The sequence below is a fragment of the Streptomyces shinuiensis genome, from assembly GCF_043660855.1.
In the GTDB taxonomy this organism is placed as follows: domain Bacteria; phylum Actinomycetota; class Actinomycetes; order Streptomycetales; family Streptomycetaceae; genus Streptomyces.
Genome location: NZ_JBIHML010000001.1, coordinates 1,919,577 through 1,946,385 on the forward strand (window position 1 = coordinate 1,919,577; position 26,809 = coordinate 1,946,385).

A 26,809-nucleotide genomic window follows, 5' to 3' on the forward strand; every position below is an offset into this window, starting at 1 on the left:
CGCGGCGATCAGCGCAAACCGCGGGGGCGCCCCCGCTCCCGCCCCCGCCTCAGGCCGTCAGCTCCTCGTGGAGGGCCTCGCTCAGCCGCGCGGCGCGCTCGGCGACCTCCGGCGGACCCAGCTCGACCGCGCGGGCGCACCAGTGGCGCCCGGCGGCCAGCTCGCCGCGCCGGGCGTTCAGCAGCGCCAGGCGCAGGGCGGCCCGGCCGTGGCCCGCCTCGGCCGCGCGCGTCCACCACAGGGCGGCCTCCGGCTCACTGCCCTCGCGGGCCAGCAGCAGGCCGAGGTTGAAGGCGCCGTTGCTGCTGCCCGCCTCCGCCGCGACCCGGTACCAGTGCGCGGCCCGGACCACGTCGCCGCGCGCCGCCGCGCACATGCCCAGCCGGACCTGCGCCCGCCGGTGCCCCTGCTCGGCGGCCCGCTCGTACCACTCCTCGTACTCGGCCGGCGGACCGTGCGCGTCCAGGGCGTCCGCCGTCGGGGCCTGGCGCTCCAGCAGCGCCGCCAGCCGGAAGGCACCCTCCACGCTGCCGCCGCCGGCCGCGCGGCGCAGGTGCCGCTCGGCGGTGTGGTCGTCGCCCTCGCGCAGCAGCGCGATGCCCACCTGGAGCGCCGCCTCGGTGTGACCGGCCGCGGCCGCCTGCTCGTACCACCGCCGTGCGCCCTCCTCCTCGCCGCGGCCCGCGTGCAGGATGCCGAGGTTGAACGCGGCGTCCACGCTGCCGGCTTCGGCGGCCTTGGAGAACCACGGCTCCGCCCCCGCCGCGTCGCCGCGCTGGAGCAGCAGCACGGCCAGCGCGTTGGCGGCCTCGCGGTGCCCGGCGTAGGCGGCACGGCGGTACCACTGCTCGGCCTGGGCGGTACGGACCCCGGCGGCGCACAGCAGCGCCAGGTTGAAGGCCCCGTTGATGTCACCCGCCTCCAGCGCGACGCGGTACCAGCGCTCCGCGGTCTGCCGCTCGCCCCGCTCGGCGTGCAGCGCGCCCAGGGCGTTGGCCGCGCTGCCGTCGCCGTCCTGGGCCGCGCGGCGCCACCACTCGGCGGCGCTGTCGGTGTCGCCCGCGTCGCGCAGCAGGAAGCCCAGGGCACGCGCGGCACGCGCCTCCCCGTCCTTGGCCGCCGTCAGATACCAGCGGGCCGCCTCCCGCAGTTCGCCGCGCTCCTCCAGGAGCGTGCCCAGCCGCAGGGCGGCACGCCGGTGGCCGCGTGCCGCGGCCTGGCGGTACCACTGCTCGGCCCCGGTGCCACCCTCCTGACGGCGCGCCAGGATCCGCGCGATGCGGTAGGCCGCCTCGCGGTGACCGCGCTCGGCCGCGGCCCGGAACCACTGCTCGGCCCCGGCCTCGCCCCGGTGCTCCATCAGATCGGCGAGGGCGTACGCGCCGAGGGTGTGGCCGGACTCGGCGGACTGCCGCAGCCAGTGCTCGGCGGCCGTCTCGTCGCCGCGCTCGCGGTGGTGGCGGCCCAGGGAGTGGGCGGCGGCCGCCGACCCCGCGAGGGCGGCCACCCGCCACCAGCCGGCGGCCTCCTCCGTCTGGCCGAGCTGGTGGAGCAGGACTCCCAGGTTGTTCGCGGCGGCGCGGTCGCCGGCGGCGGTGGCGGCGCGCAGGTACGGCTCGGCCCCTTCCAGGTCGCCCCGGCGCAGCAGCCGGGCGCCGAGCGCGCTGATGGCGTCCGTGTCGCGGTGATCGCGGAGGTCCGTGCGGCTCGCACCGCCCCCCGTGCCCTCATCTCTCGCCTTTTCCCCCATGAGGCCCATCGTCGCACCACCCGCAACCCGCGTACATCCGGTATACCGCCGCCAAGGAAGTCACTTCAGCGTTTTGTCGACTTCCCGATACAGCTACCATCCAAACGCAAAGCGCTACCGCGCGCCTCTCTTCTCACATGCCCAGCACAAGAAGAAGGACCCGGAGTCAGTGACTCCGGGTCCTTCTTCGTCAGTAGCGGGGACAGGATTTGAACCTGCGACCTCTGGGTTATGAGCCCAGCGAGCTACCGAGCTGCTCCACCCCGCGCCGTTGTGTTCACAACTTTAGCACGGCGCGGAGGGAGCTCACTCACCACCGGTTCACTCTTCCTTGCGTCCCTCGTCGTTGTCGGAGTTCTTGCCGTCGGATCCGCCGTCGCCGCCCGCCGACCGCTGCGCCTCGGCGGCCCGCTCGAGCGCGTCCTCCAGATCCTGCTGGGCCTGGCCGTAGGCGTCCCAGTCCTGGTTGCCCAGCGCCTCCTGGCCCGCCTCGAACGCCTCCTGGGCTTCCTGGAGGGCCTCCTGCACCGTCGGGTCCTCCGATCCCTCCGAAGGCGGCGGCGTGGTCTCCTCCTCGCCCGGAGGCGGCTCTTCCTCCGCCGGCGGCTCCTCGGTGCCCTCGACCCCGAAGACGGCGTTCAGCGCCTCGCCGAGGGTGTCCTCGAAGGCGGTCTCCTCGCCGTAGGTCACCAGCACCTTGCGCAGCAGCGGGTAGTTGGTGCCCGCGCCGCGGACGTAGACCGGCTCGACGTAGAGCAGGCCGCCCTCCAGCGGCACCGTGAGCAGGTTGCCGTACTCGACCTCCGAGTCACCGCGCCTGAGGATGTTGATCTCGTTGGCGATGTCGGTGTCGGAGTTGAACCGGCTCTGCACCTGCTGCGGACCGGACACCGTGGTGTTGGAGGGCAGCTTCAGGATCCTGATGGTCCCGTAGTCGTCGCTGCGGGCGTCGGCGTTGACCGCCATGAAGGCGCCGAGCGTCTCACGGCCGCTGGGGTTGAAGGTCGTGGTCAGGGAGAAGGTCTGCTCCTCCTGGTCCGGCATCTTCATGCTCAGGTAGTACGGCGGGACCGCGTTGCCCTTCTGCGTCGGGTCGTCCGGCACCTGCCAGCGTTCACTGCCGCTGTAGAACTGGCTCGCACTGGTGACGTGGTAGCGCGTCAGCAGCTCGCGCTGGACCTTGAACAGGTCCTGCGGGTAACGGAAGTGGTCCATCAGCTCATCGCTGACCTCGTCCTTCGGCTCGACCGTGCCGGGGAAGGCCTTCATCCAGGTCTTCAGCACCGGGTCCCGGTCGTCCCACTCGTAGAGCTTCACCTCGCCCGAGTAGGCGTCCACGGTGGCCTTGACCGAGTTGCGGATGTAGTTGACCCGGTTCTGCTGAGCGATGACCGCCCGCTGACCGTCGGTCAGCGCGTCGGCCGTGGTCTCGCCCAGGGTGGTCCGGGAGGAGTAGGGGTACTGGTTGGTCGTGGTGTAGGCGTCCACGATCCACTGGATGCGGTCTCCCACCACCGCCGGGTACGGGTCACCGTCGATGGTCAGCCAGGGGGCCACCGCCTCGACGCGCTCCTTGGGCGTGCGGTTGTACAGGACCCGCGAACCCCCGCCGATCGCGCCCGAGTAGAGGATCTGCGGCTCGTTGAAGGCCACCGCGTACGCCGCGCGGTTGGCGATGTTGCCCAGGCTGACCCCGCTGTCGCCCTTGTAGCTGTAGGTCTTCTCCTCGCTGCCGGCGATGTAGTCCAGTTCCTTCTGCGGGCCGCCGACGATGGAGTACTGCGTGGTCTTCTCGCCGTAGTAGACCCGCGGCTCGTAGCCGTCCTCGGCGAGCTCGCCCTCCGGCGGGAGGTTCTTCTCGATGAAGGCGGGGGCGCCGGTCGAGGCCACCTCGGTGCCCTTGCCGGCCACCATGCCGAAGCCGTGGGTGTACTTGAAGTGGTCGTTGATCCAGTTGCGCTCGGTGATGCCGTTGATGTTGATCTCGCGCAGACCGACGACGGTGTCCTGCTCCGCGCCGTCCTCGGTGGAGTACCTGTCCACGTCCAGGGTGGCCGGGAACTGGTAGTAGCTGCGGACCTGCTGGAGCTGCTGGAAGCTGGGCGAGACGACGTTCGGGTCGAGCAGCCTGATGCTGGCGGTGGTGTTCGCCGCTTCGCGCAGCTCCTCGTTGCTCGCCTCGCTCTCCCCCGAGTAGTTCGAGACCTTCGAGTCGCCGATGTCGTAGGCGTCACGGGTGGCGTCGATGTTCTTCTTGATGTACGGCGCCTCCTTGGCCTGCTCGTTCGGCTGGACCTGGAACTTCTGCACGATCGCCGGGTAGAGGCCGCCGATCAGGATCGCCGAGAGGACCATCAGGCCGAAGCCGATCACCGGCAGCTGCCAGGTGCGCCGCCACAGGGTGGCGAAGAAGAGCACCGCGCAGATGGCGGCGATGAAGAACAGGATCGTCTTCGCCGGGAGGTAGGCGTTGGCGTCGACGTACCGCAGGCCCGTCCAGTTGTCCGTCGCCTTGAAGTCACCGGACTTCACCGCCAGGCCGTAGCGGTCGAGCCAGTACGCCACCGCCTTGAGCGCCACGAAGACACCGAGCAGCACCGAGAGGTGACCGGTGGCCTGGGACGTCGCGCGGGCGCCCGGGGTGGTCAGGCGCAGCCCTCCGTAGAGGTAGTGCACCAGCGCGGCGGCCAGCAGGGAGAGCACCGCGGCCGCGAAGCCGAAGCTCAGCAGGAAGCGGTACCAGGGCAGGTCGAACGCGTAGAACGCCACGTCCTTGCCGAACTGCGGGTCGGCCGTGCCGAACGGGACGGCGTTCACCCACATCAGCCAGGTGCGCCACTGGCCGGCCGCCGACGCGCCGGCGATCAGCCCCACCAGCGCGGTGACCCCGAGGAGCACCCATTTCTTGTACGGGGCGATGCCAATCCGGTAGCGGTCCAGGTTCTGCTGCTCCAGCGACATCGCGCTCAGCGGGGGCCTGAGCCGGTGGGCCAGCCAGATGTTGAAGCCGACGGCCGCGGCCATCAGCAGACCGAAGACGGCGAACATGCCGATCTTGGTCCACAGGGTGGTGGTGAAGACGGTGGTGTATCGGACCGAGCGATACCACAACCAGTCGGTCCAGAACCCCGCGAACATGACGAAGAGCATGGCCAGCACGGCCAGCGCGCCCACCGTCATGAGCAGGGTCTTGGCGCGCCTGGAGGGCCTGCCGACACTGATCCTTGGTCCTGAGGGCCCGCCCGGGCCCCGGTCCGGCATCTGGAAAGCCAAGGTGCGCACCTCGAAGATCGCAGTGGATGGGACTGGCCCCGAATGCTAGGGCCCCACCCATGCAACTTACTGAACCTTTACCCGGTTCCCGCTCCCGGGGGGTTCAGCGGCACGATATGAGGATGAACAACCTTCCAATCGACGGCACACCTCTGGCCGCCAGCCCGCTGACCCGCGCCGTACTCGAGATCGACGATTACGTCTCGGGCCTGGGCTGGGACCAGCCCGCCCGGCTGTTCGCCCTGGTCGACACCGACCGGCTGCGCACCGAGGAACCCGCCCTGGCCGAGCAGCTCGGACTGGGCGGGGGCGGCGAGGCCCCCGCCCCGGCCCCCCTCACCCCCATCGAGCAGGACGAACTGCCCGCCGGGATCCCTCTGGACGAGTTCCTCGGCACCATCGCCTGGCCCGGCGCGGTCTCCGGGTGCGCGATGACGGTGGAGCGGCTGATGCTGCCGCCTTCGGCGGAGGCGTCCGTACCCGAGAACCTCCAGGAGGAGGGCGCCGAGGAGCGACTGGCCCGCTGGGTGGCCGAGCACCCCGAACGCCAGGAGGTCCGGATGACCGTGGCGGTGCTGCGCGACGGCGCCCGGGAGTCCGCACTGCGGCTGCGCGAGAAGGACTCGCCGACCGAGGTGCTCACCGGCCCCGATCTGGTGCCCGGGCTCACCGAGGCGCTGGCCGCGACCTTCGGCGACTGACGGCCGGCCCGCGGCGGAGACCGCCGGACGGGCGAGGGGGAGCGGGTCAGCCTGCCGCGCACCGCGGCAGGCCGGCCGTCTCCCCCGCCCGGATGTCCTCCAGGGCGCCCAGGGCGTCGTCGATCGTGCCGACCTTCACCAGGGTCAGTCCCTCGGGGACGTCGCGGGCGGCGTTGGCGCAGTTGTCCTCGGGGGTGAGGAAGTACTCGGCGCCCTTGTCCCGGGCGGCGATGGTCTTCATCCCTATGCCGCCGATCGGGCCGACCCGCCCCTCGCCGTCGATGGTGCCCGTACCGGCCACGAACTCGCCGCCGGTGAGGTCGCCGGGGGCGAGCTTGTCCATGATGCCGAGGGCGAACATCAGCCCGGCGCTGGGACCTCCGACATCGGCCAGTTCGATGTCTATCTCGAACGGGAAGGTGTGGTCGAGTCCCGCCCGGATCCCGACGACGGCCCGCCCGTCGTCGTCGGCCTCACCGGTGGTGACGGTGACCTCCCGGGAGCCGGTGGGCTCCTCGCCCGCCTTCTCGGCCGCCCGGGCGTCCTTGGCCGGGACGACGGTGAAGACCACGTCCTCGCCGGGCTCGTGGCCGGTCACCAGCTCGGCGACGTCGCCCGGTTCCTCCACGGCCTCGCCGTCCACGGCCGTGATCACGTCCCCGGCGTGCAGCCTGTCCTCGGCCGGCCCGCCCCTGACCACGGAGGCGACGACCACCCGCTCGCCGACCGGGATGTCCAGCTCCCGCAGGGCGGCGACCTTGGCGCTCTCCAGCGACTGGGTGAACTCCTCGGCGTTCTCCTCGCGCACCTGCTCGGCCGACTTGTCGTCGGGGTAGAGGGTGTCGTGCGGGACGACGGCGCTGTCCTCCGCCAGCCAGCCGTAGACGGCCTCCACGAGGTTCATCCGGTAGTCGGCGCCGGTGACGCGGACGGTGGTCATGTTCAGGTGCCCGGACGGTTCGTAGGTCTTCCTGCCTTCGACGCTCAGCACCGGTTCGCCGTCGTGCTCGCCGAGCGTGTTGACGGTGGGGCCCGGTGACATCTCGGCGTACGGCACCCTGATGAGGACCGCGGCGCAGAGCACGGCTATGAGCAGCAGGGTCGAGGTGAGCATCGTCGCGGTCCGGCGTGGCATGGCACGACAGTACGGGAACCGCGCGTCAGTCGGCGGCGTGGGCCCGTCCGTCCGGGGCCGTGCGGGACATGGCGGCGGAGCCCTCGCGGCCGCCCTGGTCCTCCCGCTCCGTCCCGTTTCCGTGCGGGCGTTCCATGGCGGCGCGGAAGGCCTCGTATCCGGCGACCCCGTCGGCGTCCCCGAAACCGCTGGGTTTGCGCGAGGCCCACACGGACCACACGGCCGCCCCGACCGCGGCGACGAACGGAATCAGCAACCAGGCGAGTGCCGCCACAGTGACCTCCCGATCCTCGAGTGCGCCGGAGATACGGCCTATGAGCAGACTAGATCCCGGATGATTCAACCGTTCCGGCAGGGGTGCCCTTCCGCAACTCCACGCCCCGGGAAACCGCCCGCTCCTGGGCACCGGCTCTGCGGGGACTGTTCCCGGCCACCGCTCCGGCACACCCCGCGCGGCCATGGCACAGCTGCCCGGGAGCGCACCGGCGGGTTCCGGCCGGCTCCTAGGCCCCCACCCACTCCTCGGTGCCGTCCGCGAAGGTCTGGTGCTTCCAGATCGGCACCCGGTGCTTCAGGTCGTCGATCAGGCGGCGGCACGCCTCGAACGCCTCGGCGCGGTGTGCGCAGGAGACGGCGACGACCACGGCCAGGTCACCGACCGACAGGTCGCCCACCCGGTGGACCGCGGCGAGCGCCCGTACGGGGAGACCGGACGCGACCTCCTCCGCGACCCGGCGGAGCTCGGCCTCGGCCGTGGGGTGGCAGGAGTAGCCGAGCCCGGTCACCCCCGCACCCCCGTCGTGGTCGCGCACAGTGCCCGCGAACAGCGCGGTACCGCCCGCCGAGGCGTCGCCGACGGCCGCGAGGACCTCGTCCACGGAGAGCGGGGTGTCGCGGATCGCCAGGAGGCGGACCGGGTCGGGCGCCGCCCGCTCCCCGGGGTGGTCGTACGTCTGTGCCATGGGGCCATGGTGCCGTACGGGCGCGGGCGCGCGGCGGCGGCCCGCCGACACACCGGTGCCGCCCTCCGGCGTCAGACCCGGCGGCGGGCCTTGCGGGCGCGCCTGACCAGGGCCGCGGTGCCCACCAGGGCGACGGTCGCGCCCGCGGCGCCGAGCGTGGTGGCGTCCTTGCGGCCCAGACGGCGGCCCGCGACCGCGTGGCGCCCGGCCGCCTCCTCCAGCAGCGCGGCCAGCACCTCCTCGTTGGTCCACTTCGGCCGCCAGCCCGCCTCGTGCAGCCGGGAGCCGCTGACCACCCAGGGATGCATGGTGTACGCCAGGTCACCGGCCGGGGAGGGCGTCAGCCCCAGGCGGTGGAGCCGGGAGGCGGCGCCGAGCGCGACGGCGGAGGGCAGCTCCATGCGGCGGATACCGGACAGCTCCTCGACCTCCTCCTGCTCCAGCCAGCCGTCGCAGCCGACCGCCAGCTCGCCCTCCGCCTTCTCCAGCGCCGCGTACTCCAGGGCGCCGGCCAGGTCCTCGACGTGGCAGAACTGCCAGCAGGGCCGGGAGCCGGCCACGACCAGCAGGCGCGGGGACTCGAAGTAGCGGGTCAGGGCGGTGTCGGTGCCGCCGACCAGGACGGTGGGGCGCACGACCGTGACGTTCAGTCCCGGGTGCGCGCGGGGGGCGCGGCGGGCGAGGCGTTCGATCTCCAGCAGGTCGCCCACCCCGGTGGCCTCGGCGGTCGCCCGCAGCTCGGCGTCCTCGGCCAGCGGCACGTCGTTGTCGGGCAGGGCCCCGTAGACCATCGCCGAGGTGCACAGCACCACCCGGCGCACGCCCGCGGCGGCGGCTGCGGTCAGCACGGTCTGGGTGCCGCGCACGTTGTAGGCGGTACGCGCGGCGGGGTCGGTCTCCAGGTCCAGGTCGAGGGCGAGGTGGACCACGGTGTCCACCGGCTCGCCGTCACCGCGCAGCCGGTCGGCGATGGCCGGGTCCCGCACGTCCAGGACGTGCCACTGCGCGCCGTCCACCGCGCCGCGGCGCTCGTCGAGCGCGATGACCCGCCCCGCCTCCGGGGAGGCGACGAGCCGCTCGGTGAGCAGCGCGCCGACCCCCGATGCGGCGCCGGTGACCGCGACGACGGGCCCTGCGGCTCCGTTACGCGGACCGCGAACGTTTGGCTCCTGGGAACTCACCCGGTGTCTCCCGCGGTTGTCTCTGGGTACGACGTGCGCAGGCTCCATCCTGCACGAGAGGTGTCTAGGCTGGATGTGGAGCCCGCCACATCGCACACCATCCCACCGACGTCCCACCGTCCCATCCACCAGAGCCGAGGAACCCCGTGAGTGACATCCCATTCGGATTCGGCATGCCGCCCGAGGAGCCCGAGGAGGGCGACGACGGACGGAAGAAGGGCGACAAGGGCGGTCAGGGCGGCCCGCAGAACCCGTTCGGGCTCGGCGGCACTGGCGGCGCCGACAACCCGCTCGCGGCGATGTTCGGATCGCTGGGCGGCGGGCCCGGCGGGTTCGACCCGAACGACCTGGGTGCCGCGTTCCAGCGGCTCGGCCAGATGCTCAGCTACGAGGGCGGGCCGGTCAACTGGGACATGGCCAAGGACATCGCCCGGCAGACCGTCGCCGCGGGCACCCCGGACGGCACCAAGGACGCCAGCGTCGGCCCGCGGGAACGGAAGGCGGTGGAGGAGGCCGTACGCCTGGCCGACCTGTGGCTGGACGGCGTGACCTCGCTGCCCTCCGGCTCCGGTTCGGCCCTCGCCTGGAGCCGCGCCGAGTGGGTGGAGTCCACCCTCCCGGTGTGGAAGGACCTGGTGGACCCGGTAGCCGAGCGGGTCGGGGCGGCCATGGGCGACGTGCTCCCCGAGGAGATGCAGGCCATGGCCGGCCCGCTGCTGGGGATGATGCGCTCCATGGGCGGCGCGATGTTCGGCACCCAGATCGGTCACGCGCTGGGCGTACTGGCCGGCGAGGTGGTCGGCTCCACCGACATCGGGCTGCCGCTGGGGCCGAAGGGCCGGGCGGCGCTGCTGCCGGCCAACATCGCGGCCTTCGGCGAGGGCCTGGGCGTGCCCCTGGAGGAGGTGCGGCTCTACCTGGCACTGCGCGAGGCGGCACACCAGAGGCTGTTCGCCCACGTCCCGTGGCTGCGCTCGCACCTGTTCGGCGCGGTCGAGGGGTACGCGCGCGGGATCAGGGTGGACACGGCCAAGCTGGAGGACGTCGTCGGGCAGCTCGACCCCTCACGCCCGGAGGAGCTGCAGGAGGCGCTGCAGCAGGGCATGTTCCAGCCCGAGGACACCCCCGAGCAGAAGGCGGCCCTGGCCCGGCTGGAGACGGCGCTGGCGCTGGTCGAGGGCTGGGTGGACGCGGTGGTCCACGCCGCGGCCGAGCCCCATCTGCCGTCCGCCTCCGCCCTGCGCGAGACGCTGCGCCGCCGCCGCGCCGGCGGCGGTCCGGCCGAGCAGACGTTCGCCACGCTGATCGGACTGGAACTGCGGCCCCGGCGGCTGCGCGACGCCTCCCGGCTGTGGGCCTCGCTCACCGACGCCCGCGGGGTGGACGGCCGCGACGGGCTGTGGGCGCATCCGGACATGCTGCCGACCGCCGAGGACCTCGACGACCCGGACGGCTTCGTCCACCGCGAGCAGCTGGACTTCTCCGAGCTGGAGGGGCTGCTGGGCAAGGAGTCCGGCGCGGAGGGCGGCACAGAGGGCGGGCGCGGCCCGGACCCGGACGGCGGGGACGAGCACGGGGACGGCGGGGACGAGCGCGGCGGCGCCCGGTGAGCCTGCACGAGGACGCGGCGCGGACGCTCAGGGAGTGGTCCGCGCCGGACGGCGTACAGGAGGCGCTGCGCCTGGCGTACCGCGAACATCTGGCCGCCCGCCCGGACGGCGTGTGGCGGTCCTGCGCGGACGGGCACATCACGGCGAGCGCGCTGGTGGTGGACCCGCGCCGCGGACGCGTCCTGCTGACACACCACCGCAAGCTGCGGATGTGGCTCCAGACGGGCGGGCACTGCGAGCCCGGCGACACCGCACTCGCCGGGGCCGCCCTGCGGGAGGCGGCCGAGGAGTCGGGTATCGGGGGGCTCGCCCTGCTGCCGGGCGGGCCCGTCCGCCTCGACCGGCACCACACGCCGTGCGCCTGGCACCTGGACGTGCAGTACGCCGCCCTGGCGCCCGAGGGCGCGGCCGAGAAGGCCGGCGAGGAGTCGCTGGAACTGCGCTGGTTCGACTGGGAGGAGGTCGCGGACGTGGCCGACGACTCCGTCGTACGGCTGGCGGACCGCGCCCGCGCACTGCTGTGACACCGGGGCGCGCGGGCAGCGCCCGCGCGCCCCGGGTCTTCCTGCCGTTCAGTTGGTCCAGATGTTGCCCTGGTTCTGGCCGCGTGCGCCGTGCTGGCCCATGCCGTACTGCGCGCCCGGGCCGGCTGCCGCGTTCTGCGGTGGCAGCAGCTCGCTGGGCTGGACGAGGGCGAAGCCCTGGCCCGTGAAGTTCAGCTCCCAGCCCTCCCCCGTGCCGCCCCGCCGGCGGAACACGCTCTGGGAGCTGGTCTGGGCCTGCATCTGCACCCGCAGCGAGCTGGACCAGGCGACCACCGCGTCGGAGTCGGCGCTGACGTACCGCTCCGGGGCGACCTGGAGCGCGAGGGGCTGGCCGGAGGTCATCAGCGCGACCTTGCCGTGCCCTGTGATGTTGAGGTTGTACGCGCCGGAGCCGGAGATCCCGGACTGGCTGTCAACGGCGATCACCTCCCAGTGCAGGGAGGAGTCCAGCGCCAGCACGTAGGAGCTGTCGACCGTCAGGCCCTCGGACTCCACGTCCATGATGTGGATGTACTGGGCGAGATTGGCCAGGTAGACCGTGCCCTGCCCGGAGCAGCGCATCAGATCCAGGCCCTCGCCGGTCCGCGACCGCCCGCGGCGCCGGCCACCGCTCTCGTACTCCCCGTCGAACTCCATCAGGCCCTGGTAGGCGACCATCGCGCCCTTGCGGGCGAGCACGTCGTCCTGGCCGCCGAGCAGGACCCGCAGCAGTTGCGGGTTCTGCAGGGCGTAGCGGTCCTGGCTCTGCACCTCGGTGTGGCCGAAGAGCGGACTCTGCATGGTTCTTCCTTCCCCCTCAGCCCCGCACGCGCAGGCGGTCGGCGCTGTCCTCGCTGGGCTGTACGACGACGAATCCCCGGCCGGAGAAGGCGATCTGGTACGCCTCGCCACTGCCCCGGCCGATCAGCGCGCCCGCCTTCATGCTCCGCTTGCCCTTCATCCTCAGCCCCGAGGACCAGGCCACCAGTGCGTCGGGGTCGACGTACGTCTCGTCCTCGCCGCGTCCGCAGTCCACGACGACGGGGGTGCCGCGGGAGGTGAGGGCGACCCAGCCGGTACCGGACATCCCGACGTTGAACATGCCCTGTCCGGAGAACTTCGCCAGACCCTTGACGCGCTCGACACCCCACTGGAGGTGGGCGTCGAAGGCGAGGAGGTTGGTGCCGTTGACGGAGACGGCCTCGTTGTCGAGGTTCAGGCAGACGACGTCGGCGCCGTAGTCGGCCAGGTAGAGCAGTCCGTCGCCGCTGCACTTCATCAGCGGGGCGCCTTCTCCGGTGAGCCACTGCGAGGCGGCCTGCCGGACGGCCGGCGGATTGGCCTCGTACTGGACGAAGCCCTCGTAGGCGACCATCGAGCCGGAACGGGCGAAGACGTCCTGGCCGCCGGCCATGGCGATCTTCACCATGTGCGAGCCGTGGTTCTCCATGCGGGCGGCGGGCGGGGCCGGGGCGTGGCCAGGGACCCCCGGGATCGCTGTGTGGTCCATGACGGGCTCCCTCAGACCTCGTAGGGCTGGACGACGATGAAGTTGCCGGGCGCGCCGCGGAACTGGAGGTTCACGGTCTCCCCGCTGTGGCCCGGGTAGGCGTTGCGGCGCAGCCGCACCTGGCTGGAGATGATCACCTGGGCCGCGGCGGACCAGGCGACGACGGCCTGGCTGTCGGCGAAGGTGGTCGGGGTGACGGGCAGGACGACCGGGGTGCCCTGCGTCTTGACCACGACGGTTCCGGTGCCCTGGAACTGCATGGTGAACAGCGCACCGCCGGGGATGCCGTGGCCGTCGATCCGGCGCACCTCGTACTGGAGGGTCTCGTCGAAGGCGAGCACGTTGTCGGCGGAGACGCAGACGGCGTCGCCCTGGAGCTCGATGGGGTGGACGTGCGCGGCGTTCTCGGCGAAGAACACCTGGCCGCGGCCGGTGCAGCGCATGAGCTGCATCTCCTGGCCGGTGGCGTTGCCGATGATCCGGCCCGCGAACCCGGCGCCCTTGTGGGAGAAGTCGACCTTGCCCTGGTAGAGCACCATGCTGCCCTGGCGCGCGAGGACGCCCCGGCCGTCGTGGGAGAGGTCGGCGCGGATCAGCGCCGGGTTCTGCAGGGTCCAGCGCTGCCCGGTGGGCGCCTCGCGGTACTTCTCCAGCGCGGCGCCGATGCCGGCCGCAGGTCCCTGGGGCACCGGCGGGGCACCGGGGTGGCCGGGGGCCTGCCCGAAGGGCTGCTGCGGAGCCTGCGGCTGCCCGAAGGGGTTGGGCACGGCCTGGCCCGGGGCGTCGGGGGCCGGGGGTATCGGGGCGGACGGGGGCGGAACGGGCGGGGCCGCCTGTCCGGGGAACCCGGGCTGGACGGGCCCGCCCCCGTAGGGGGGCGCGGCGGGCTGCGCCGGCTGCCCGAAGGGCTGCCGGGCGGGCGCGGGTGCCGGTGCGGGAGCCTGCCGCGGAGCCGCGGGGGCCGCCGGGGGCGCGAAGCCGGGCGCCGGTCCGGCGGGCGGCGCGAAACCGGGCGCCGCCTGCGGGGCCGGTGCGGGAGCGGGTGCGGGCTCCTCCTCCATCACCTCGCCGCCGAAGTGCTTCAGCAACGCCTCCAGCCCTCCGTCGAACCCCTGCCCGACAGCCGCGAAGCGCCAGACGTCCTTGAGGTAGAAGTCGCCGAGCATCACGGCCCGCTCGGTGGTGAACTCCGAGCCGTCGAACGAATAGCGCACGACCTCCTCACCGCCCGCGACGACCCGCAGATAGCCGGGATCGGTCCGGGACATCTGCCCGTCGCCGTCGATCGTGGCGGTGAAGGAGAGCTTCTGGATGTTCGCGGGAATGCGGTCCAGCGTCACCCTGAAGGATTCGGTGTCGCCCGCCTGGGCTCCCAGCAGCCGGATCGCCCCCTCCGGTGACTCGGGCTGGTTGAAGAAGACGAAGTATCGGTCGTCCGCCAGCCGCTCGTCGGCGTCGAGACCGAAGCAGCTGATGTCGAAGGACAGCCCCGGCGCGGAGATCCGTACGCCCACGTACAGGTCCGTCCCGGCCGTCAGGTCGCTGATCTTGGCCTTGTGGCCTCGTTGGAATTCCCTGGCCATGCGTGACGACCGTCCCCCGTCCTAAGCGGTGAATTGCGTTGCGCCAGGCTAACCGGTGCTCCCCGCGGCTCACTCGCCCCCGTCGCGGGGAAGATTGGGCAGCCGGCCCGCGGCGATCACGCCCTCGAGGAATCCCCGGGCCCTCTCCGTACGCGGATAGGTCTCCAGCAGCCGCCAGAACTGTGGGCCGTGACCCGGTACCAGCAGATGGGCCAGCTCGTGCAGGAGGACGTAGTCCAGGACGTACTCCGGCATTCCCTGCAGACGGTGGGAGAGGCGGATGCTGCCCTCGGCGGGGGTGCACGAGCCCCAGCGGGTGTTCTGGTTGGTGACCCAGCGCACGGTGGCCGGGCGGGCGCGCCCGAGCAGGTACTGCTCGGACAGCCGCACCGCGCGGGCGGCCAGCTCCCCGTCGTCGAGTGTCCTCCTGCTCTCCTGGGCGGCCAGCTTGTCGAGCATGACGCCCACCCAGCGCCGCTCCTCCTCCTCCGACATCCGGGCCGGGATGAGGACGACGGTGCGGCCGCCCTCCCGGTAGGCGGAGACCGTACGGCGGCGGCGTGTGCTGCGGCGGACCTCGACCGCGTCCGGCCGCGGCGCCGTGCCGCCCGCGGCCGCGCCGTCCGGGCCGGGGCCCGGCTTCTCGACGCTGTTCAGCGGGTCTGCGGGCATGCCACGACGTTACCCGCCGGCATCGGTGGAAGTCCCGCCTCCGGGGCACTCGCGGGGACGCACGCCTGCGCGCGAGCCGGTAACGCGCCTCCTGAGCGCCCCCGCACACCCGGTATGACGAACGCCGCTCCCTGTGGACGGCTCTCCGCTGAGGCCGCGGCGGAGGACGCAGGCTGGGTCCGTCCGGTCTTCTCCCCGGCGCCGGGTGCGCCGGGAGTGACTCAGAAGTGGTTGAGCAATGGCTCAGCAATGGTTCAGGGGGCTGCCGTGCATCCGATGATCAAACCCGCGCTCCGGCGTGCCTGGCGGGACCGGAACACCGTGCGGTACGGAGTGGCGCCCGCGCACGCGGTGCTGCTGGGTCCGGTGGACACCGCGACCGGCGGTTTCCTGGAGCTTCTCGACGGTACCCGCAGCCTTCCGCAGCTCAGACAGGCCGCCGAGTCGATGGGGCTCGGGGCGGACGCGGCCGACCGGCTGGTGGCACGGCTGACGGCCGCGGGACTGCTGGACGACGCCACGGCTCACCGGCGGGCGGCGGCCCGGGTGGACGACCGGCTCCGCCCGGACCTGGGATCGCTCTCGGTGCTCCGGCCCGAGCCGGGCGGTGGGGTGCGCCGGCTGGCCGCCCGGGCGGCGGCCCGGGTACAGGTGCGTGGCGCGGGACGGGTCGGAGCGACGGTGGCGGCACTGCTGTCGGCGGCCGGGGTGGGGCAGGTGGACGTGGTGGACGGAGGCTGCGTGGCACCGTGGGACACCGCCCCCGGGGGCATCGCCCCCGACCGGACCGGCGAGCGGCGGGCCTCGGCCGCGGGCCGGGCGGTACGGCGGGCGGCCGCCGGGGCCCGGCCGCCCCGCCCCGGCCGGGGGGACGGCACGCCGGCACTCGCTCTGGTGGTGATCGCCCCGCGCGACGGCCTGGCCGCCTACGCCCCGGATCCCGGCGCGGCCGAGGAGCTGATCCGGAGCGGGCAGCCGCATCTGTACGCCGGTGTCGTCGAGGCCACCGGCTTCGTGGGGCCGCTGGTACTGCCGGGCACGGCGGCCTGTGCGGAGTGCCTGATGCTCGGGTGCACCGAGCGGGAACCCACCTGGCCGCTGGTGGTGGCACAGTGGAGGTCGGCACGGCGGTCGGCGGTGCCCGCCTGCGACGTGGCGCTGGCGACGGTGGTCGCGGGGGCCACCGCCTCCTGCGCGCTGAGTTTCCTGGACGGGGACGAGAGCTGTGTCACGGACTCGCGGCAGCACTGGGTACTGCCGCGGCTGCGCGCCGAGTGCGAGCCGGTGCCGCCTCGTCCGGAGTGTCCGTGCGGCGCGGCTTCCGGGCACGACGGCCGCCCGCTCTCGGCGGACGGGGCCCGGCGGTCCACAATGGCCACATGACCGCTGTCCTCGGCGCTGCCACCTGGTCGTGCTGTCGGGAAGTTGGAGGGGCACATGTCGGATCTTCCGCGTAAGGCCGTCACCCGTACCGCCAAGCTGGCCGCGCTGCCGCTGGGGATGGCGGGGCGTGCGACCTGGGGGCTGGGCAAGCGGATCGGCGGGTACTCCGCGGACCTGGTCGGGCAGGAGTTGCAGCAGCGCACCGCCGAGCAGCTGTTCAAGGTCCTCGGAGAGCTGAAGGGGGGTGCCATGAAGTTCGGCCAGGCGCTGTCGGTCTTCGAGTCGGCGCTCCCGGAGGAGGTGGCCGGCCCCTACCGCGCGGCGCTGACCAAACTCCAGGAGGCGGCGCCGCCGATGCCGGTGGCCACGGTGCACGCCGTGCTGGCCGAGCGCATGGGCGAGGACTGGCGGGAGCTGTTCGAGGAGTTCGAGGACAAGCCCTCGGCGGCGGCCTCGATCGGGCAGGTGCACCGCGGGATCTGGCACGACGGCCGCCCGGTGGCCGTGAAGGTGCAGTACCCCGGTGCCGGTGAGGCGCTGCTGTCGGACCTGAACCAGCTGGGGCGGTTCGTCCGGCTGCTGGGCCCGCTCATTCCGGGGGTGGACATCAAGCCGCTGGTCTCGGAGATGCGCGACCGGCTCAGCGAGGAACTGGACTACGAACTGGAGGCGCGGGCGCAGCGGGCGTATGCGGAGGAATTCGCCGGCGACCCGGACGTGCGGGTGCCGGACGTGGTGTACCAGTGCGACCAGGTGCTGGTCACCGAGTGGCTGGAGGGTGTGCCGCTGGCCGATGTGATCGGGGACGGCAGCCGTGAGGAGAGGGACCGGGCCGGGCAGTTGCTGGCGCGTTTCCTCTTCTCCGGCACGGCCCGCACCGGGCTGCTGCACGCCGACCCGCATCCGGGTAACTTCCGGCTGCTGACCGGCGACGCCCCTGACGGGCCGCCCGAGCGGTGGCGGCTGGGGGTGATGGACTTCGGCACGGTCGACCGACTGCCGGAGGGGCTGCCGCCGACGATCGGCGTCGCGCTGCGGATGGCGCTCGACGGCGATGCGGAGGCGGTCCACGAGTTGCTGTGCGACGAGGGGTTCATCAAGCCGTCCGTCGAGCTGGACCCGGACGCGGTGCTGGAGTACCTCCTGCCGATCATCGAACCGGCGCAGGCGGAGGAGTTCGTCTTCTCCCGGGACTGGATGCGGGAGCAGGCCGCGAGGATCGCCGATCCGCGTTCACCCGCCTACCAGCTGGGCAAGCAGCTCAACCTGCCGCCTTCCTACCTGCTGATCCACCGGGTGACGCTCAGCACGATCGGTGTGCTGTGCCAGCTCGGCGCACAGGTGCGCATGCACGAGGAGATGGAGGCGTGGGTGCCCGGTTTCCTGCCGGAGGAGGACGAGGAGGAGTACTTCGACGGTGCCGGGGAGGAGGCAGAGGTGACGGAGACCTCCGCCTGAACGCCCCGGGCGGCCGGGACTCGCCGCGCCCGCGCGGAAGGACGCGGGGGCCGGGGCGTCACCGCCCCGGCCCCCGTCCTCTGTCGTTGTCCTCTGCTCCCGGCCGTCCGTCCGGCCTCGTCCTCGGTCCGTCAGGGTCGGCGGACGGGAGCGGTCACCGGCTCCGGCGGTGGCCGGAGCCGGTGAGCCGTCACTGCATGATGGCCAGGGCCAGCGCGCGTCGGGCCCGCAGGGAGGCCCGTTCGGCACGGCGCTGCATACGGCGGGCGGTGATCACCCGGTGGCCGAGTTGTTCAGACTCGGCCACCCGCATGCGTTCACGCATATGGGCGCGGGCCATGGCTTCTGGGATGAGTTGCATGTCGCGGGTCCTGTTCCGGGGCGAGGCGGTGGCCTCGGGCTGTGTGCTTGCGTGGTTGTCGGTGTTGAGGGTCATAGCGGAATCCGGCTTCGGGAAGGGACGCAGCTCGGGACCGTGCGTCGCGGGGTGATCGATCGTGCCGACGGTGTTCATGCCGTGACCGGGTTCTTGCGGGGGCGGCCACGCGGCCGCTTGCGGGGAACGACCACCCCCTGGACGAACAGCTCGCCGCCCCAGACACCCCAGGGCTCGCGGCGGTCCTTCGCACCGGCGAGGCAGGCCTCGCGCAGCGGGCAGGTCTGGCAGAGGGACTTGGCGTACTCCACGTCGGCCGGCGACTCGGCGAAGAAGACCTCCGGGTCGTAGCTGCGGCAGGGCACGGCCACACCGAGACGCTCGATGGCGTCGTCGAGCTCGGTGAGCGTGGTGAGCGGGGTCAAGGGGTCCTCCGTGGAATCGGACGTTCGGATCGGGTCGGGCTGTACGGACGGGGCGTGCGTCTGGATGTGCACGGCGGTGGATTCCTCGTCTGTGTGTCGTCTCTTCGACCCGGCTGGTGGCCGGGTCACTTGGGGAAAACAGAAGGGCCGCGGATCCCGGTGTGGGTTCCGCGGCCCTGGAAGGTGCCGACCTGATCGTGCCGATCAGGCTGGATCTCTCCAGGGTTCGAGCCCACGGAAGGCCCACATCGTGTGGTGCTTGGCCTGCTTCTGTCCGTTGCCGGCACCGTTGGCCGCGCCGGTGAGGGCATAGGCGTCAGCCTGTGCCGCCGCCACTACCGCGGGTGCCTGGGTCGGTCGCTCGCTGACCCGCTCGCGAATCGACAGAACCGCGAGGGAGGCCGGACGCGCGGCCGCGAAACCGAAGGCACGGGTGCCGGACAGGCGGGAGCCGAGCAGGCAGGAGGCGAGGACCTCGCGACCGGTCGGTTCCGTCGTGATCCTGGTGATCGTGGTCATCGAAGCTCGCCTCCTCTCGGCGCTTGGGGGATCGATCGGGTGTGTCGATCCGGACGTTCAGGGTTCAGTACAGCATGGATCCGATGGAGCCAGTAGGCCCCGCTCGTCCATGTCCGGAAGGCTATGAGGGTTTGGACGGCCCGCGCAAACTATTTTCCCGGCGGATTCGTAACAGCCTCTGTGACAGATTCCGGAATCTCTTCGTCCGCTTGTTCGCCCGCAGCTTCCCCGTGGTCCGCACCGATCTCCTCGCCCGCGCACAGGGCCAGCACATCGGCGCCGAACCTCTGGAGTTTGCGCCCGCCCACGCCTGGGATCCGCGCCAGCTCCGCCTCGTTGTCGGGCAGGGCCTCGGCGATCGCCATGAGGGTCTTGTCGGTGAAGACGCAGTAGGCCGGCTGGCCGAGCTGCCGTGCCTGGGCCGAGCGCCACTCGCGCAGCCGCTCGTACAGCTCCTCGTCGAGGTCGGAGGGGCAGCCCTCGCAGCGCATCAGCTTGATCTCGCCCGCGTCGGTGAGGGTGCGCCCGCACACCCGGCACCGCACCGGACCGCGCCGCCTGCGCGACCGTCCGCCGCCGCGCTCCACCCCGCCTGCGCCGCCGGCTCGGCCGCCGTCCGGCGAGGAGCCGGGCCGCAGCCCCGCCAGGAACCGGCTCGGGCGGCGTCCGCCCCGGCCTCCCGGCGAGCGTGACAGCGCCCAGGACAAGGAGAGGTGGCGCCGGGCCCGGGTTACGCCCACATAGAGCAGCCGGCGCTCCTCCTCGACCTGCTCGTCGGTCTTCGCGTAACTGATCGGCAGCGTCCCGTCCGTCAGGCCGACCAGGAAGACCGCGTCCCACTCCAGGCCCTTGGCCGAGTGCAGCGAGGCGAGGGTGACGCCCTCGACGGTGGGGGCGTGCTGGGCGTTCGCCCGCTCGTCCAGTTCGGCCACGAGGTCGGCCAGTGCCGCCTGCGGCCGGGCCCGCACGAAGTCCTCGGCCAGCCGCACCAGGGCGGCCAGGGACTCCCAGCGGTCGCGTACCGCTCCCGATCCGGCCGGGGGCTGCGGCGTCCAGCCGGTACCGCCGAGCACCGCACGGACCTGGGAGGGGAGGTCCACGGCATCGGCCAGCAGCGGGTCGTTGCCCCCGGCGCGTGCCGCACCGCGCAGGGCGACGCCGGCCTCGCGCACCTCGGGCCGTTCGAAGAACCTCTCGGCGCCGCGCAGTTGGTAGGGCACCCCCGCGTCCGCCAGGGCCTGTTCGTAGACCTCGGACTGGGCGTTGACGCGGTAGAGCACCGCGACCTCGCTGGCGGGGACTCCGGCGTCCATCAGCTCCCGGATGCGGCGGGCGACGCCCTCGGCCTCGGCGGGCTCGTCCGGGTACTCGGTGTAGACGGGCTCGGGCCCGGCCTCGCGCTGGGAGAGCAGCTCCAGCCGGTGCTCGGCGGCCCGGCCCCGGGCCTGGGCCAGCAGCCCGTTGGCCAGATGCACCACCTGCGGCGTGGAGCGGTAGTCGCGCACCAGCTTCACCACCGTGGCGCCGGGGTGCCGGGCGCGGAAGTCGAGCAGGTGGTCGGGGGTGGCCCCGGTGAAGGAGTAGATCGTCTGGCTGGCGTCGCCGACGACGCAGATGCTCTCCCGGTCCCCCAGCCACAGCTCCAGCAGCCGCTGCTGCAGGGGGCTGACGTCCTGGTACTCGTCCACCACGAAGTGCTGGTACTGCCGCCGCACGGTGTCGGCGATGTCCGGCCGCTCCTGCAGGATGCCGACCATGAGCAGCAGCACGTCCTCGAAGTCGATGACCGAGCGCTCGCGCTTGAGCTGCTCGTAGAGCCCGTAGATCCGGCTGACCTCGGCCGGGTCGCGCGGGGCCTCGCGCGAGGACTTCGCCATCGCGGCCGGATAGTCCTCCGGGACGCTCTGGGTGACCTTGGCCCACTCGATCTCGCCCGTCACATCGCGCAGTTCGTTGCGGTCGAGCCGAATGCGGCAGCGTGCCGCGGCCTCGGCGACGAGCTGGACCTTGCGCTCCAGCAGACGCGGCAGATCGCCGCCGATCGCCTTCGGCCAGAAGAACTGCAACTGGCGCAGGGCGGCGGAGTGGAAGGTGCGGGCCTGCACACCGCCCGCGCCGAGCTGGCGCAGCCGCCCGCGCATCTCGCCCGCCGCGCGGTTGGTGAAGGTGACGGCCAGCACGCTCGCGGGCGGGAGCACCCCCGCCAGCACCCCGTACGCGATCCGGTGCGTGATCGCGCGCGTCTTGCCCGTACCGGCCCCCGCCAGCACGCACACCGGGCCGTGCAGTGCCGTCGCCACCTCGCGCTGCTCGGGATCGAGTCCTTCGAGCACCGCATCGGGCGAGTCGGGTACGTGCGGGAAGAGGGGGGAGGGCGTTGCTGCTGTCACCCCGCCATGCTGCCAGGTCGGCCGAGGGGCCGGTAACCGTCGTCCACAGGCGGCCGGAACTCGTAGCAGGAACGCCTCGCGCCGGCCCCGGTCCGGGCGTCGGGAATGAGACCGGCCGGTTGAACGTTCCACCGATGCCAGTACGCCGACACGCCGAGACGAGGAGCACGAGAACCCATGGCGGGAACGGTCACGATGTACAGCACCACCTGGTGCGGCTACTGCCGTCGGCTCAAGGGCCAGATGGACCGCGAGGGAATCGCGTACACCGAGGTCAACATCGAGCACGACCCGGAGGCCGCGGCCTTCGTCGAGAAGGTCAACAACGGCAACCAGCTGGTCCCGACCGTGCTCTTCCCCGACGGCTCGGCACTGCCCAACCCCTCGATCGCGACGGTGAGGGCCGTTCTGGGCGCCTGACGCGCCACCGCCGGCCGTCCGCCGCGGGCCCGGTGAGCCGGCCCGCGGCGGACGGCCGGTGTCTCAGTCCTGACCGGACACCGGCATCTCCCGAGGGCCTCCCCGGTCCGGTCCTCTGCCAGGGCTTCGATCAGGGCCTCGACGGCGCGGCCCGTCACAGCGGGCCCGGCAGCGGCTGCCCGTACCACAGCTCGATCAGCCGGGCCGCGATCGAGATGCCCGACGGCGGCAGCACCTCGCCGGAGGCGAACGCGGCGCGCAGTTCCTCGCGGGAGAACCAGCGGGCCTCCTCGATCTCCTCGCCGTCCACCCGGATCTCGGTGGAGGTGGCGTGCGCCACGAAACCCAGCATCAGACTGGACGGGAAGGGCCACGGCTGGCTGGCGACGTACTCGACCCTGCCGATCGTGACGCCCGCCTCCTCGCCCGCCTCTCGGACGACCGCCTGCTCTATGGACTCGCCCGGCTCCACGAAGCCCGCGAGCGTGGAGAAGCGGCCCTTGGGCCAGTGCACCTGACGGCCCAGCAGCGCGCGGCCCCCCGGGTCCGTCACCAGCATGATCACGGCCGGGTCGGTGCGCGGGTAGTGCTCACCGCCGCAGGCCGGGCAGCGGCGGATGTGGCCGGCGGCGGCGATGACCGTGCGCTCGCCGCAGCGCGAGCAGAAACGGTGCATGCGCTGCCAGTTCTCCAGGGCCACGGCGTGCACCATCAGCTGGGCGTCGCGCTCGGAGAGCAGCGTGCCCGCCTCCCGCAGCCCGGCCGGCCGGGCCGCGTCGTCCATCCGGCCGGGCAGCGCGTCCTTCTGCAGCGCGAAGTAGCGCACGCCGTCCTCGTCGATGCCGAGGAAGTAGCGGTGCGCCTCGGTCAGCGGGGCGTCGAAGGAGGGCATGGTCACCAGCTCGGCGCGGCCGTCCCCGGTGTCCTCGATCAGCACCTGCCCGCCGGACACCACGAAGCAGCGGGTCGTCGGGTGGCTCCAGGCCGCCCCGAGCCAGGCCTCGTCCAGCCGGTGGTGGGAGGCCCGGTCTATGCCGCCGGTGGCGGTGAGCGTGATCGGAGGACGGTCGGTGGTGTGGTCGGGCCAGGTGATCACGGCTGCTACCAACTTCCCCTGCTGCGTGAGCGGTGGTTCGGGTGCGTACGACGGCCGCCGGACCATCCCGTGCAGTCCGGGTGCGGTGGAAGACCCGTCCCTCTCCGTCCGCTGCGGCGCCCGCGCACAGCCGTCCGGCCCGCTCCCCCGTGCCGGGGACGGGGGACGGGGGAGCCGACCGTCCGCGAGAACGGCGGGCCGGCCTGCGGTGCGCGCGCGGACGGCGGTGTCCACGAGCGGCCGGGGTGGTGCTCATGCCCCGAGCCTATCCGGCCGTTCCGCCCGCCCCGGCATCGGCCGCCGCGTCCCGCCGGCCGCCGGGCACCCCCCGGCCACCCGGAATGTCCGGAACGTCCGGGGCGGTCATGCCCTCCGCGCCGCCCATGTCCTCCGCGCCGCCCGTGCCGTGCAGCAGCAGCCGTTCCAGACCTGCGCGGCCCGGCAGCCGGGCGGGGCGGACCAGCTCCCCGCTGCGGACATGGAGGAAGGCGGCGCTCACCGCCTCGGGCGGCAGCCCGTGCCGCTCGGCCCAGGCGAGGCGGTAGACGGCGAGCTGGAGCGGGTCGGCCCTGCCGGAGTGCCCGGTCTTCCAGTCGATGATCTCGAAGCGGCCTTCCCCGTCGCGGTACACCGCGTCGATCCGGCCCCGGATCACCCGGCCGGCGAGCACCAGCCGGAAGGGCGCCTCGACGCGGTACGGGGTGCGGTGCGCGTACGGGGTGCGGCCGAACGCCTCCTTGAGTGCGGCGAGGTCCCTCTCGTCGGCGATCCCGTCGTCGCCGCCGCGGTACGTCTGGCCCTCCTCCCCGGCGCCCGGCAGTTCCTCGGGATCGTGCAGGGGCAGCTCCAGCTCCTCGAAGCGGGACTCCACCCAGGCGTGGAAACGGGCGCCCCGGCGGGCGGCGGCGGGCCGCGGCGGCTGCGGCATGGGCCGGGCCAGGTCCCGCGCGAAGCCCTCGGGGTCGGCGGCCAGGCGTACGAGCTGGGTCGCGGAGAGCGCCGGGGGCAGCGGCACCTCCCACACGCCCGACCGGGCCCGGCGCAGTTCGGCGGTGAGCGCCTCCATGTCGCGGTCCCAGGAGGCGACCGTCCGCGTGTCCTCCGCCGTCGGCTCCGGCTCGGGCTCCTGCTCCTGCTCCGGGGAGGGGCCCTCCCCCGGGGCCGGCTCGGGCTCGGGGCCCGTACGGGGGCGGGGCAGCGTCCGCCCGTCCGCCCGGGCATCCGTCCGCTCGCCCGTCCGCCCGTCCAGGTGGGCCATGACGCGCGCGGCGGCGGCACGGCGGCGTGCCCAGGCCTCCTCGTCCAGCGGCAGGGGCCAGGCGCGCTCCTCGGCCGGCTCCTCCAGCGCCGGGTTCTCCTCGCCCTCGGCCGGCTCCCCGGCCCAGTGCTCGACCTCGCCGTGCCGCGGGTCGGCCTCGCAGTGCGCGCGCAGCGCCTCCAGGAAGGAGGAGGGGCCGCGCGGCTTCTTCTGGCTGGGTCCCCACCAGTGGCCCGAGCCCAGCAGCAGGGAGCGGGGGCGGGTGAAGGCGACGTAGCCCAGCCGCAACTCCTCGGTGTGCTGGTGGTCCCTGACCGCCTCGTCGTAGGCTTTGCGGTCCTTCGCCGTCCAGCCGGACAGCTCCGGCAGGGTCGACGCGTCGCCGCGCAGCGCGGGCGGCAGCACCTTCGGCTGGGACAGCCAGGACTCGCGGGCCTGCCCGCTGGGGAAGTTGCCGGCCACCAGCCCGGGGACGGCGACCACGTCCCACTCCAGGCCCTTGGACTTGTGCGCGGTGAGGACCTTGACGGTGTTCTCGCCGCCGGGCAGCGAGCCGTCCAGCCCCTTCTCGTACTCGGCCGCGGCGCGCAGGAAGCCCAGGAAGGCCAGCAGGGTGGACTGTCCGTCCAGCGAGGCGAATCCGGCGGCGACGTCCAGGAAGGTGCCGAGGGTCTCCCGGCGGCGGGCGGCCAGCGCGTGCGGGGAGGCGGAGAGTTCGACCTCCAGGCCGGTGACGGACAGCACCCGGTGCAGCACGTCCATCAGCGGATCGGCGAGCGAGGCCCGCAGATCGCGTATCTCCTTGGCCAGCCGGGCGAAGCGCACCCGGGCCTCGGCCGAGAACGGCAGCGGGTCGTCGTGGCCGCCGGTGCCCAGGAAGGTGTCGAGGGCGTCGGCGAGCGAGACCACCTCGGCCGGGTCGGTGCCCTCCACGGCCGCCGCCAGCCGCGCCTGAACGCCGGCCTCCCCGTCGCCCGTACGCGGGCCGCCGGGCACCAGCAGCCGGGCGCGGCGGCCCAGCAGCGCGAGGTCGCGCGGGCCGATGCGCCAGCGCGGTCCGGTGAGCAGGCGCACCAGGGAGGCGTTGGCGGTCGGGTCCTGGAGGACCTCGCACATGGCGACCAGATCGGCGATCTCCGGCAGATGCAGCAGTCCCGACAGGCCGACGACCTCGACCGGCACCCCGCGCTCCACCAGCGCGCCCTGGATCCGCGCGAAGTCTCCGGCGGTGCGGCACAGCACGGCGATCCGGCCGGGCTCGGTGCCGGTGTTCACCAGATGGGCGACGGAGCCGGCCAGCCACGCGATCTCCTCGGCGTGGGTGCGCAGCAGCGCGCAGCGCACCAGGCCGTCGTGCTCGGCGCCGGGCGCGGGGCGCAGCGCCTCCACGCCCGCGTGGCGGGCGCGCAGCGGTGCGGCCAGGGTGTTGGCCAGGTCCAGCAGCCGTCCGCCGCTGCGGCGGTTCTCGCTCAGGGACCGGCGGGGGGAGGGTGTGCCGTCGGCGAGGGGGAAGTGCTCGGGGAAGTCGTCGAGGTTGGCCACGGACGCGCCGCGCCAGCCGTAGATGGCCTGGCACGGGTCGCCGACGGCGGTGACGGCGTGGCCGGCGCTCCCCCCTGTCCTCGACGGGGACGCCCCTGCTCCGAACAGACCCGCCAGCATCACACGTTGGGCCACGGAGGTGTCCTGGTACTCGTCCAGCAGCACCACGGCGTACTCCTCGCGCAGGATCCGCCCGACCTCGGGCACATCGCGCGCCAGCCTCGCCGACAGGGCCATCTGGTCGCCGAAGTCGAGCAGTTCGCGCTCCCGCTTGCGCCTGCGGTACTCCTCGACGAGCCCCAGCAGTTCCAGACGGCCCCGCGCGGTCTCGGGCACCTTCCGCAGGGCGGCGTTGGTGAGCCTCACCGCACCGCTCTCCAGCAGGTCGAGCAATTCGCGGTCGTACGCGCGCAGCCGGTCCGGCTCCACCAGGTGCTCGGACAGCTCGCCGTCGAGGGCGAGGAGGTCGCGCACCAGCTCGCTGACGGACTTGGTCAGCGCCGTGAAGGGGCCGGGCGCGGTGCGCAGCACCGAGGCGGCGAGCTGGTAGCGGGTGGCGTCGGCCAGCAGCCGGGCGGACGGCTCGATCCCCAGCCGCAGTCCGTGGTCGCCCAGCAGCTGCCCGGCGAAGGCGTGGTACGTGGAGATCCGCGGCTCGCCGGGCGGCTGCCCGGGGTCGGAGGGGTCGGGGTCGAGCACGCCCGCCCTGCGCAGTGCCCCGCGCACCCGGTCGGCCAGCTCGCCCGCCGCCTTGTTGGTGAAGGTCAGGCCCAGCACGCGCTCGGGCGCGACCTGCCCGGTGCCCACCAGCCAGACCACCCGGGCGGCCATCACCGTCGTCTTGCCCGACCCGGCTCCGGCCACGATGGCCTGCGGTGCGGGCGGAGCGGTGATGCACTCCATCTGCTCGGCGGTGAAGGGGATGCCGAGGAGCCGCCGGAGGTCGTCGGGGTCGGTGAGCTGTGCGGGCACCCACCAGACGCTAGCGCGCCGCGCCGACAGCCGCGGCACGGCGGTGGCGGGCGGGGGCCGCCAGCCGTG

22 protein-coding genes and 1 tRNA gene are annotated in these 26,809 nt (G+C 73.3%); 6 read left to right on the plus strand and 17 right to left on the minus strand.

Annotated elements, in window-relative coordinates; genetic code table 11:
• Positions 1-49: 49 nt before the first annotated feature.
• From ACGRHY_RS08395 to ACGRHY_RS08405, 3 genes are all read right to left on the minus strand, one after another.
• Positions 50-1,759 carry an SEL1-like repeat protein gene (locus ACGRHY_RS08395; protein WP_394634755.1) on the minus strand — a complete coding sequence of 570 codons (1,710 nt, stop codon included), beginning with the start codon at positions 1,757-1,759 and terminating at the stop codon, positions 50-52.
• A 185-nt stretch (positions 1,760-1,944) separates the two neighbouring features.
• A tRNA-Met gene (locus ACGRHY_RS08400) sits at positions 1,945-2,018 on the minus strand.
• Positions 2,019-2,071: 53 nt separating this feature from the next.
• On the minus strand, positions 2,072-5,032 hold the full coding sequence (locus tag ACGRHY_RS08405; protein WP_394634756.1) for a UPF0182 family membrane protein: 2,961 nt from the start codon (positions 5,030-5,032) through the stop codon (positions 2,072-2,074).
• 113 nt (positions 5,033-5,145) lie between these two features.
• On the opposite strand from ACGRHY_RS08405, the gene ACGRHY_RS08410 reads away from it, so the two are divergent.
• Positions 5,146-5,724 (plus strand): PPA1309 family protein, encoded by a 579-nt coding sequence (locus tag ACGRHY_RS08410; protein WP_394634757.1) that lies wholly within the window; start codon positions 5,146-5,148, stop codon positions 5,722-5,724.
• 46 nt (positions 5,725-5,770) lie between these two features.
• Here the strand turns inward: ACGRHY_RS08410 and ACGRHY_RS08415 are convergent, their stop codons facing one another.
• The 4 genes from ACGRHY_RS08415 to ACGRHY_RS08430 form a co-directional block, all read right to left on the minus strand.
• Positions 5,771-6,859: a YlbL family protein gene (locus tag ACGRHY_RS08415; protein WP_394634758.1), complete on the minus strand. Its 1,089-nt coding sequence runs from the start codon at positions 6,857-6,859 to the stop codon at positions 5,771-5,773.
• A 25-nt stretch (positions 6,860-6,884) separates the two neighbouring features.
• Entirely contained in the window at positions 6,885-7,133 is a 249-nt protein-coding gene (locus ACGRHY_RS08420; protein WP_394634759.1) for a hypothetical protein, read from the minus strand.
• 229 nt (positions 7,134-7,362) lie between these two features.
• Positions 7,363-7,821 (minus strand): molybdenum cofactor biosynthesis protein MoaE, encoded by a 459-nt coding sequence (locus ACGRHY_RS08425; protein ID WP_394634760.1) that lies wholly within the window; start codon positions 7,819-7,821, stop codon positions 7,363-7,365.
• 71 nt (positions 7,822-7,892) lie between these two features.
• Positions 7,893-9,002 (minus strand): SDR family oxidoreductase, encoded by a 1,110-nt coding sequence (locus ACGRHY_RS08430; RefSeq protein ID WP_394634761.1) that lies wholly within the window; start codon positions 9,000-9,002, stop codon positions 7,893-7,895.
• A gap of 146 nt (positions 9,003-9,148) precedes the next feature.
• Between ACGRHY_RS08430 and ACGRHY_RS08435 the strand changes: the two genes are divergently transcribed.
• Together ACGRHY_RS08435 and ACGRHY_RS08440 are read left to right on the plus strand one after the other, a co-directional pair.
• Entirely contained in the window at positions 9,149-10,612 is a 1,464-nt protein-coding gene (locus ACGRHY_RS08435) for a zinc-dependent metalloprotease (RefSeq protein WP_394634762.1), read from the plus strand.
• Entirely contained in the window at positions 10,609-11,136 is a 528-nt protein-coding gene (locus ACGRHY_RS08440; RefSeq protein ID WP_394634763.1) for an NUDIX hydrolase, read from the plus strand. Before ACGRHY_RS08435 ends, ACGRHY_RS08440 begins: the two co-directional genes overlap by 4 nt.
• 48 nt (positions 11,137-11,184) lie before the next feature.
• Here the strand turns inward: ACGRHY_RS08440 and ACGRHY_RS08445 are convergent, their stop codons facing one another.
• The 4 genes from ACGRHY_RS08445 to ACGRHY_RS08460 all read right to left on the minus strand — a co-directional run bounded on the left by ACGRHY_RS08445 (position 11,185) and on the right by ACGRHY_RS08460 (position 14,901).
• Positions 11,185-11,937, minus strand: coding sequence for an AIM24 family protein (locus tag ACGRHY_RS08445; RefSeq protein ID WP_394634764.1), 753 nt, complete (start codon positions 11,935-11,937; stop codon positions 11,185-11,187).
• A 16-nt stretch (positions 11,938-11,953) separates the two neighbouring features.
• Positions 11,954-12,646: an AIM24 family protein gene (locus ACGRHY_RS08450; RefSeq protein WP_394634765.1), complete on the minus strand. Its 693-nt coding sequence runs from the start codon at positions 12,644-12,646 to the stop codon at positions 11,954-11,956.
• 11 nt (positions 12,647-12,657) lie between these two features.
• Positions 12,658-14,229 (minus strand): TerD family protein, encoded by a 1,572-nt coding sequence (locus tag ACGRHY_RS08455; RefSeq protein ID WP_394634766.1) that lies wholly within the window; start codon positions 14,227-14,229, stop codon positions 12,658-12,660.
• A 69-nt stretch (positions 14,230-14,298) separates the two neighbouring features.
• Positions 14,299-14,901 (minus strand): M48 metallopeptidase family protein, encoded by a 603-nt coding sequence (locus tag ACGRHY_RS08460; RefSeq protein WP_394634767.1) that lies wholly within the window; start codon positions 14,899-14,901, stop codon positions 14,299-14,301.
• A 267-nt stretch (positions 14,902-15,168) separates the two neighbouring features.
• Between ACGRHY_RS08460 and ACGRHY_RS08465 the strand changes: the two genes are divergently transcribed.
• Together ACGRHY_RS08465 and ACGRHY_RS08470 are read left to right on the plus strand one after the other, a co-directional pair.
• Complete coding sequence (locus ACGRHY_RS08465) at positions 15,169-16,284, plus strand: ThiF family adenylyltransferase (protein ID WP_394634768.1); 1,116 nt, start codon at positions 15,169-15,171, stop codon at positions 16,282-16,284.
• 54 nt (positions 16,285-16,338) lie between these two features.
• Positions 16,339-17,742 carry an ABC1 kinase family protein gene (locus ACGRHY_RS08470; protein ID WP_394634769.1) on the plus strand — a complete coding sequence of 468 codons (1,404 nt, stop codon included), beginning with the start codon at positions 16,339-16,341 and terminating at the stop codon, positions 17,740-17,742.
• A gap of 190 nt (positions 17,743-17,932) precedes the next feature.
• Here ACGRHY_RS08470 and ACGRHY_RS08475 read toward each other — a convergent pair whose 3' ends face one another.
• The 4 genes from ACGRHY_RS08475 to ACGRHY_RS08490 form a co-directional block, all read right to left on the minus strand.
• A complete protein-coding gene (locus ACGRHY_RS08475) occupies positions 17,933-18,256 on the minus strand; it encodes a putative WhiB-interacting protein (RefSeq protein ID WP_394634770.1) in 324 nt (107 codons plus the stop codon).
• Positions 18,253-18,615 carry a WhiB family transcriptional regulator gene (locus tag ACGRHY_RS08480; protein ID WP_394634771.1) on the minus strand — a complete coding sequence of 121 codons (363 nt, stop codon included), beginning with the start codon at positions 18,613-18,615 and terminating at the stop codon, positions 18,253-18,255. The genes ACGRHY_RS08475 and ACGRHY_RS08480 overlap by 4 nt, the downstream gene beginning before the upstream one ends.
• 132 nt (positions 18,616-18,747) lie before the next feature.
• Positions 18,748-19,062 carry a hypothetical protein gene (locus ACGRHY_RS08485; protein WP_394634772.1) on the minus strand — a complete coding sequence of 105 codons (315 nt, stop codon included), beginning with the start codon at positions 19,060-19,062 and terminating at the stop codon, positions 18,748-18,750.
• A gap of 149 nt (positions 19,063-19,211) precedes the next feature.
• Positions 19,212-21,452: an ATP-dependent DNA helicase UvrD2 gene (locus tag ACGRHY_RS08490; protein ID WP_394634773.1), complete on the minus strand. Its 2,241-nt coding sequence runs from the start codon at positions 21,450-21,452 to the stop codon at positions 19,212-19,214.
• A 177-nt stretch (positions 21,453-21,629) separates the two neighbouring features.
• Between ACGRHY_RS08490 and ACGRHY_RS08495 the strand changes: the two genes are divergently transcribed.
• A complete protein-coding gene (locus tag ACGRHY_RS08495; protein WP_394634774.1) occupies positions 21,630-21,872 on the plus strand; it encodes a mycoredoxin in 243 nt (80 codons plus the stop codon).
• Positions 21,873-22,026: 154 nt separating this feature from the next.
• Here ACGRHY_RS08495 and nudC read toward each other — a convergent pair whose 3' ends face one another.
• Together nudC and ACGRHY_RS08505 are read right to left on the minus strand one after the other, a co-directional pair.
• The gene (gene nudC, locus ACGRHY_RS08500; protein ID WP_394637969.1) at positions 22,027-22,968 is read right to left on the minus strand and encodes an NAD(+) diphosphatase; all 942 of its coding nucleotides are present in this window, start codon (positions 22,966-22,968) and stop codon (positions 22,027-22,029) included.
• Between the two features lie 265 nt (positions 22,969-23,233).
• On the minus strand, positions 23,234-26,740 hold the full coding sequence (locus ACGRHY_RS08505) for an ATP-dependent DNA helicase (RefSeq protein WP_394634775.1): 3,507 nt from the start codon (positions 26,738-26,740) through the stop codon (positions 23,234-23,236).
• Positions 26,741-26,809: the final 69 nt, after the last annotated feature.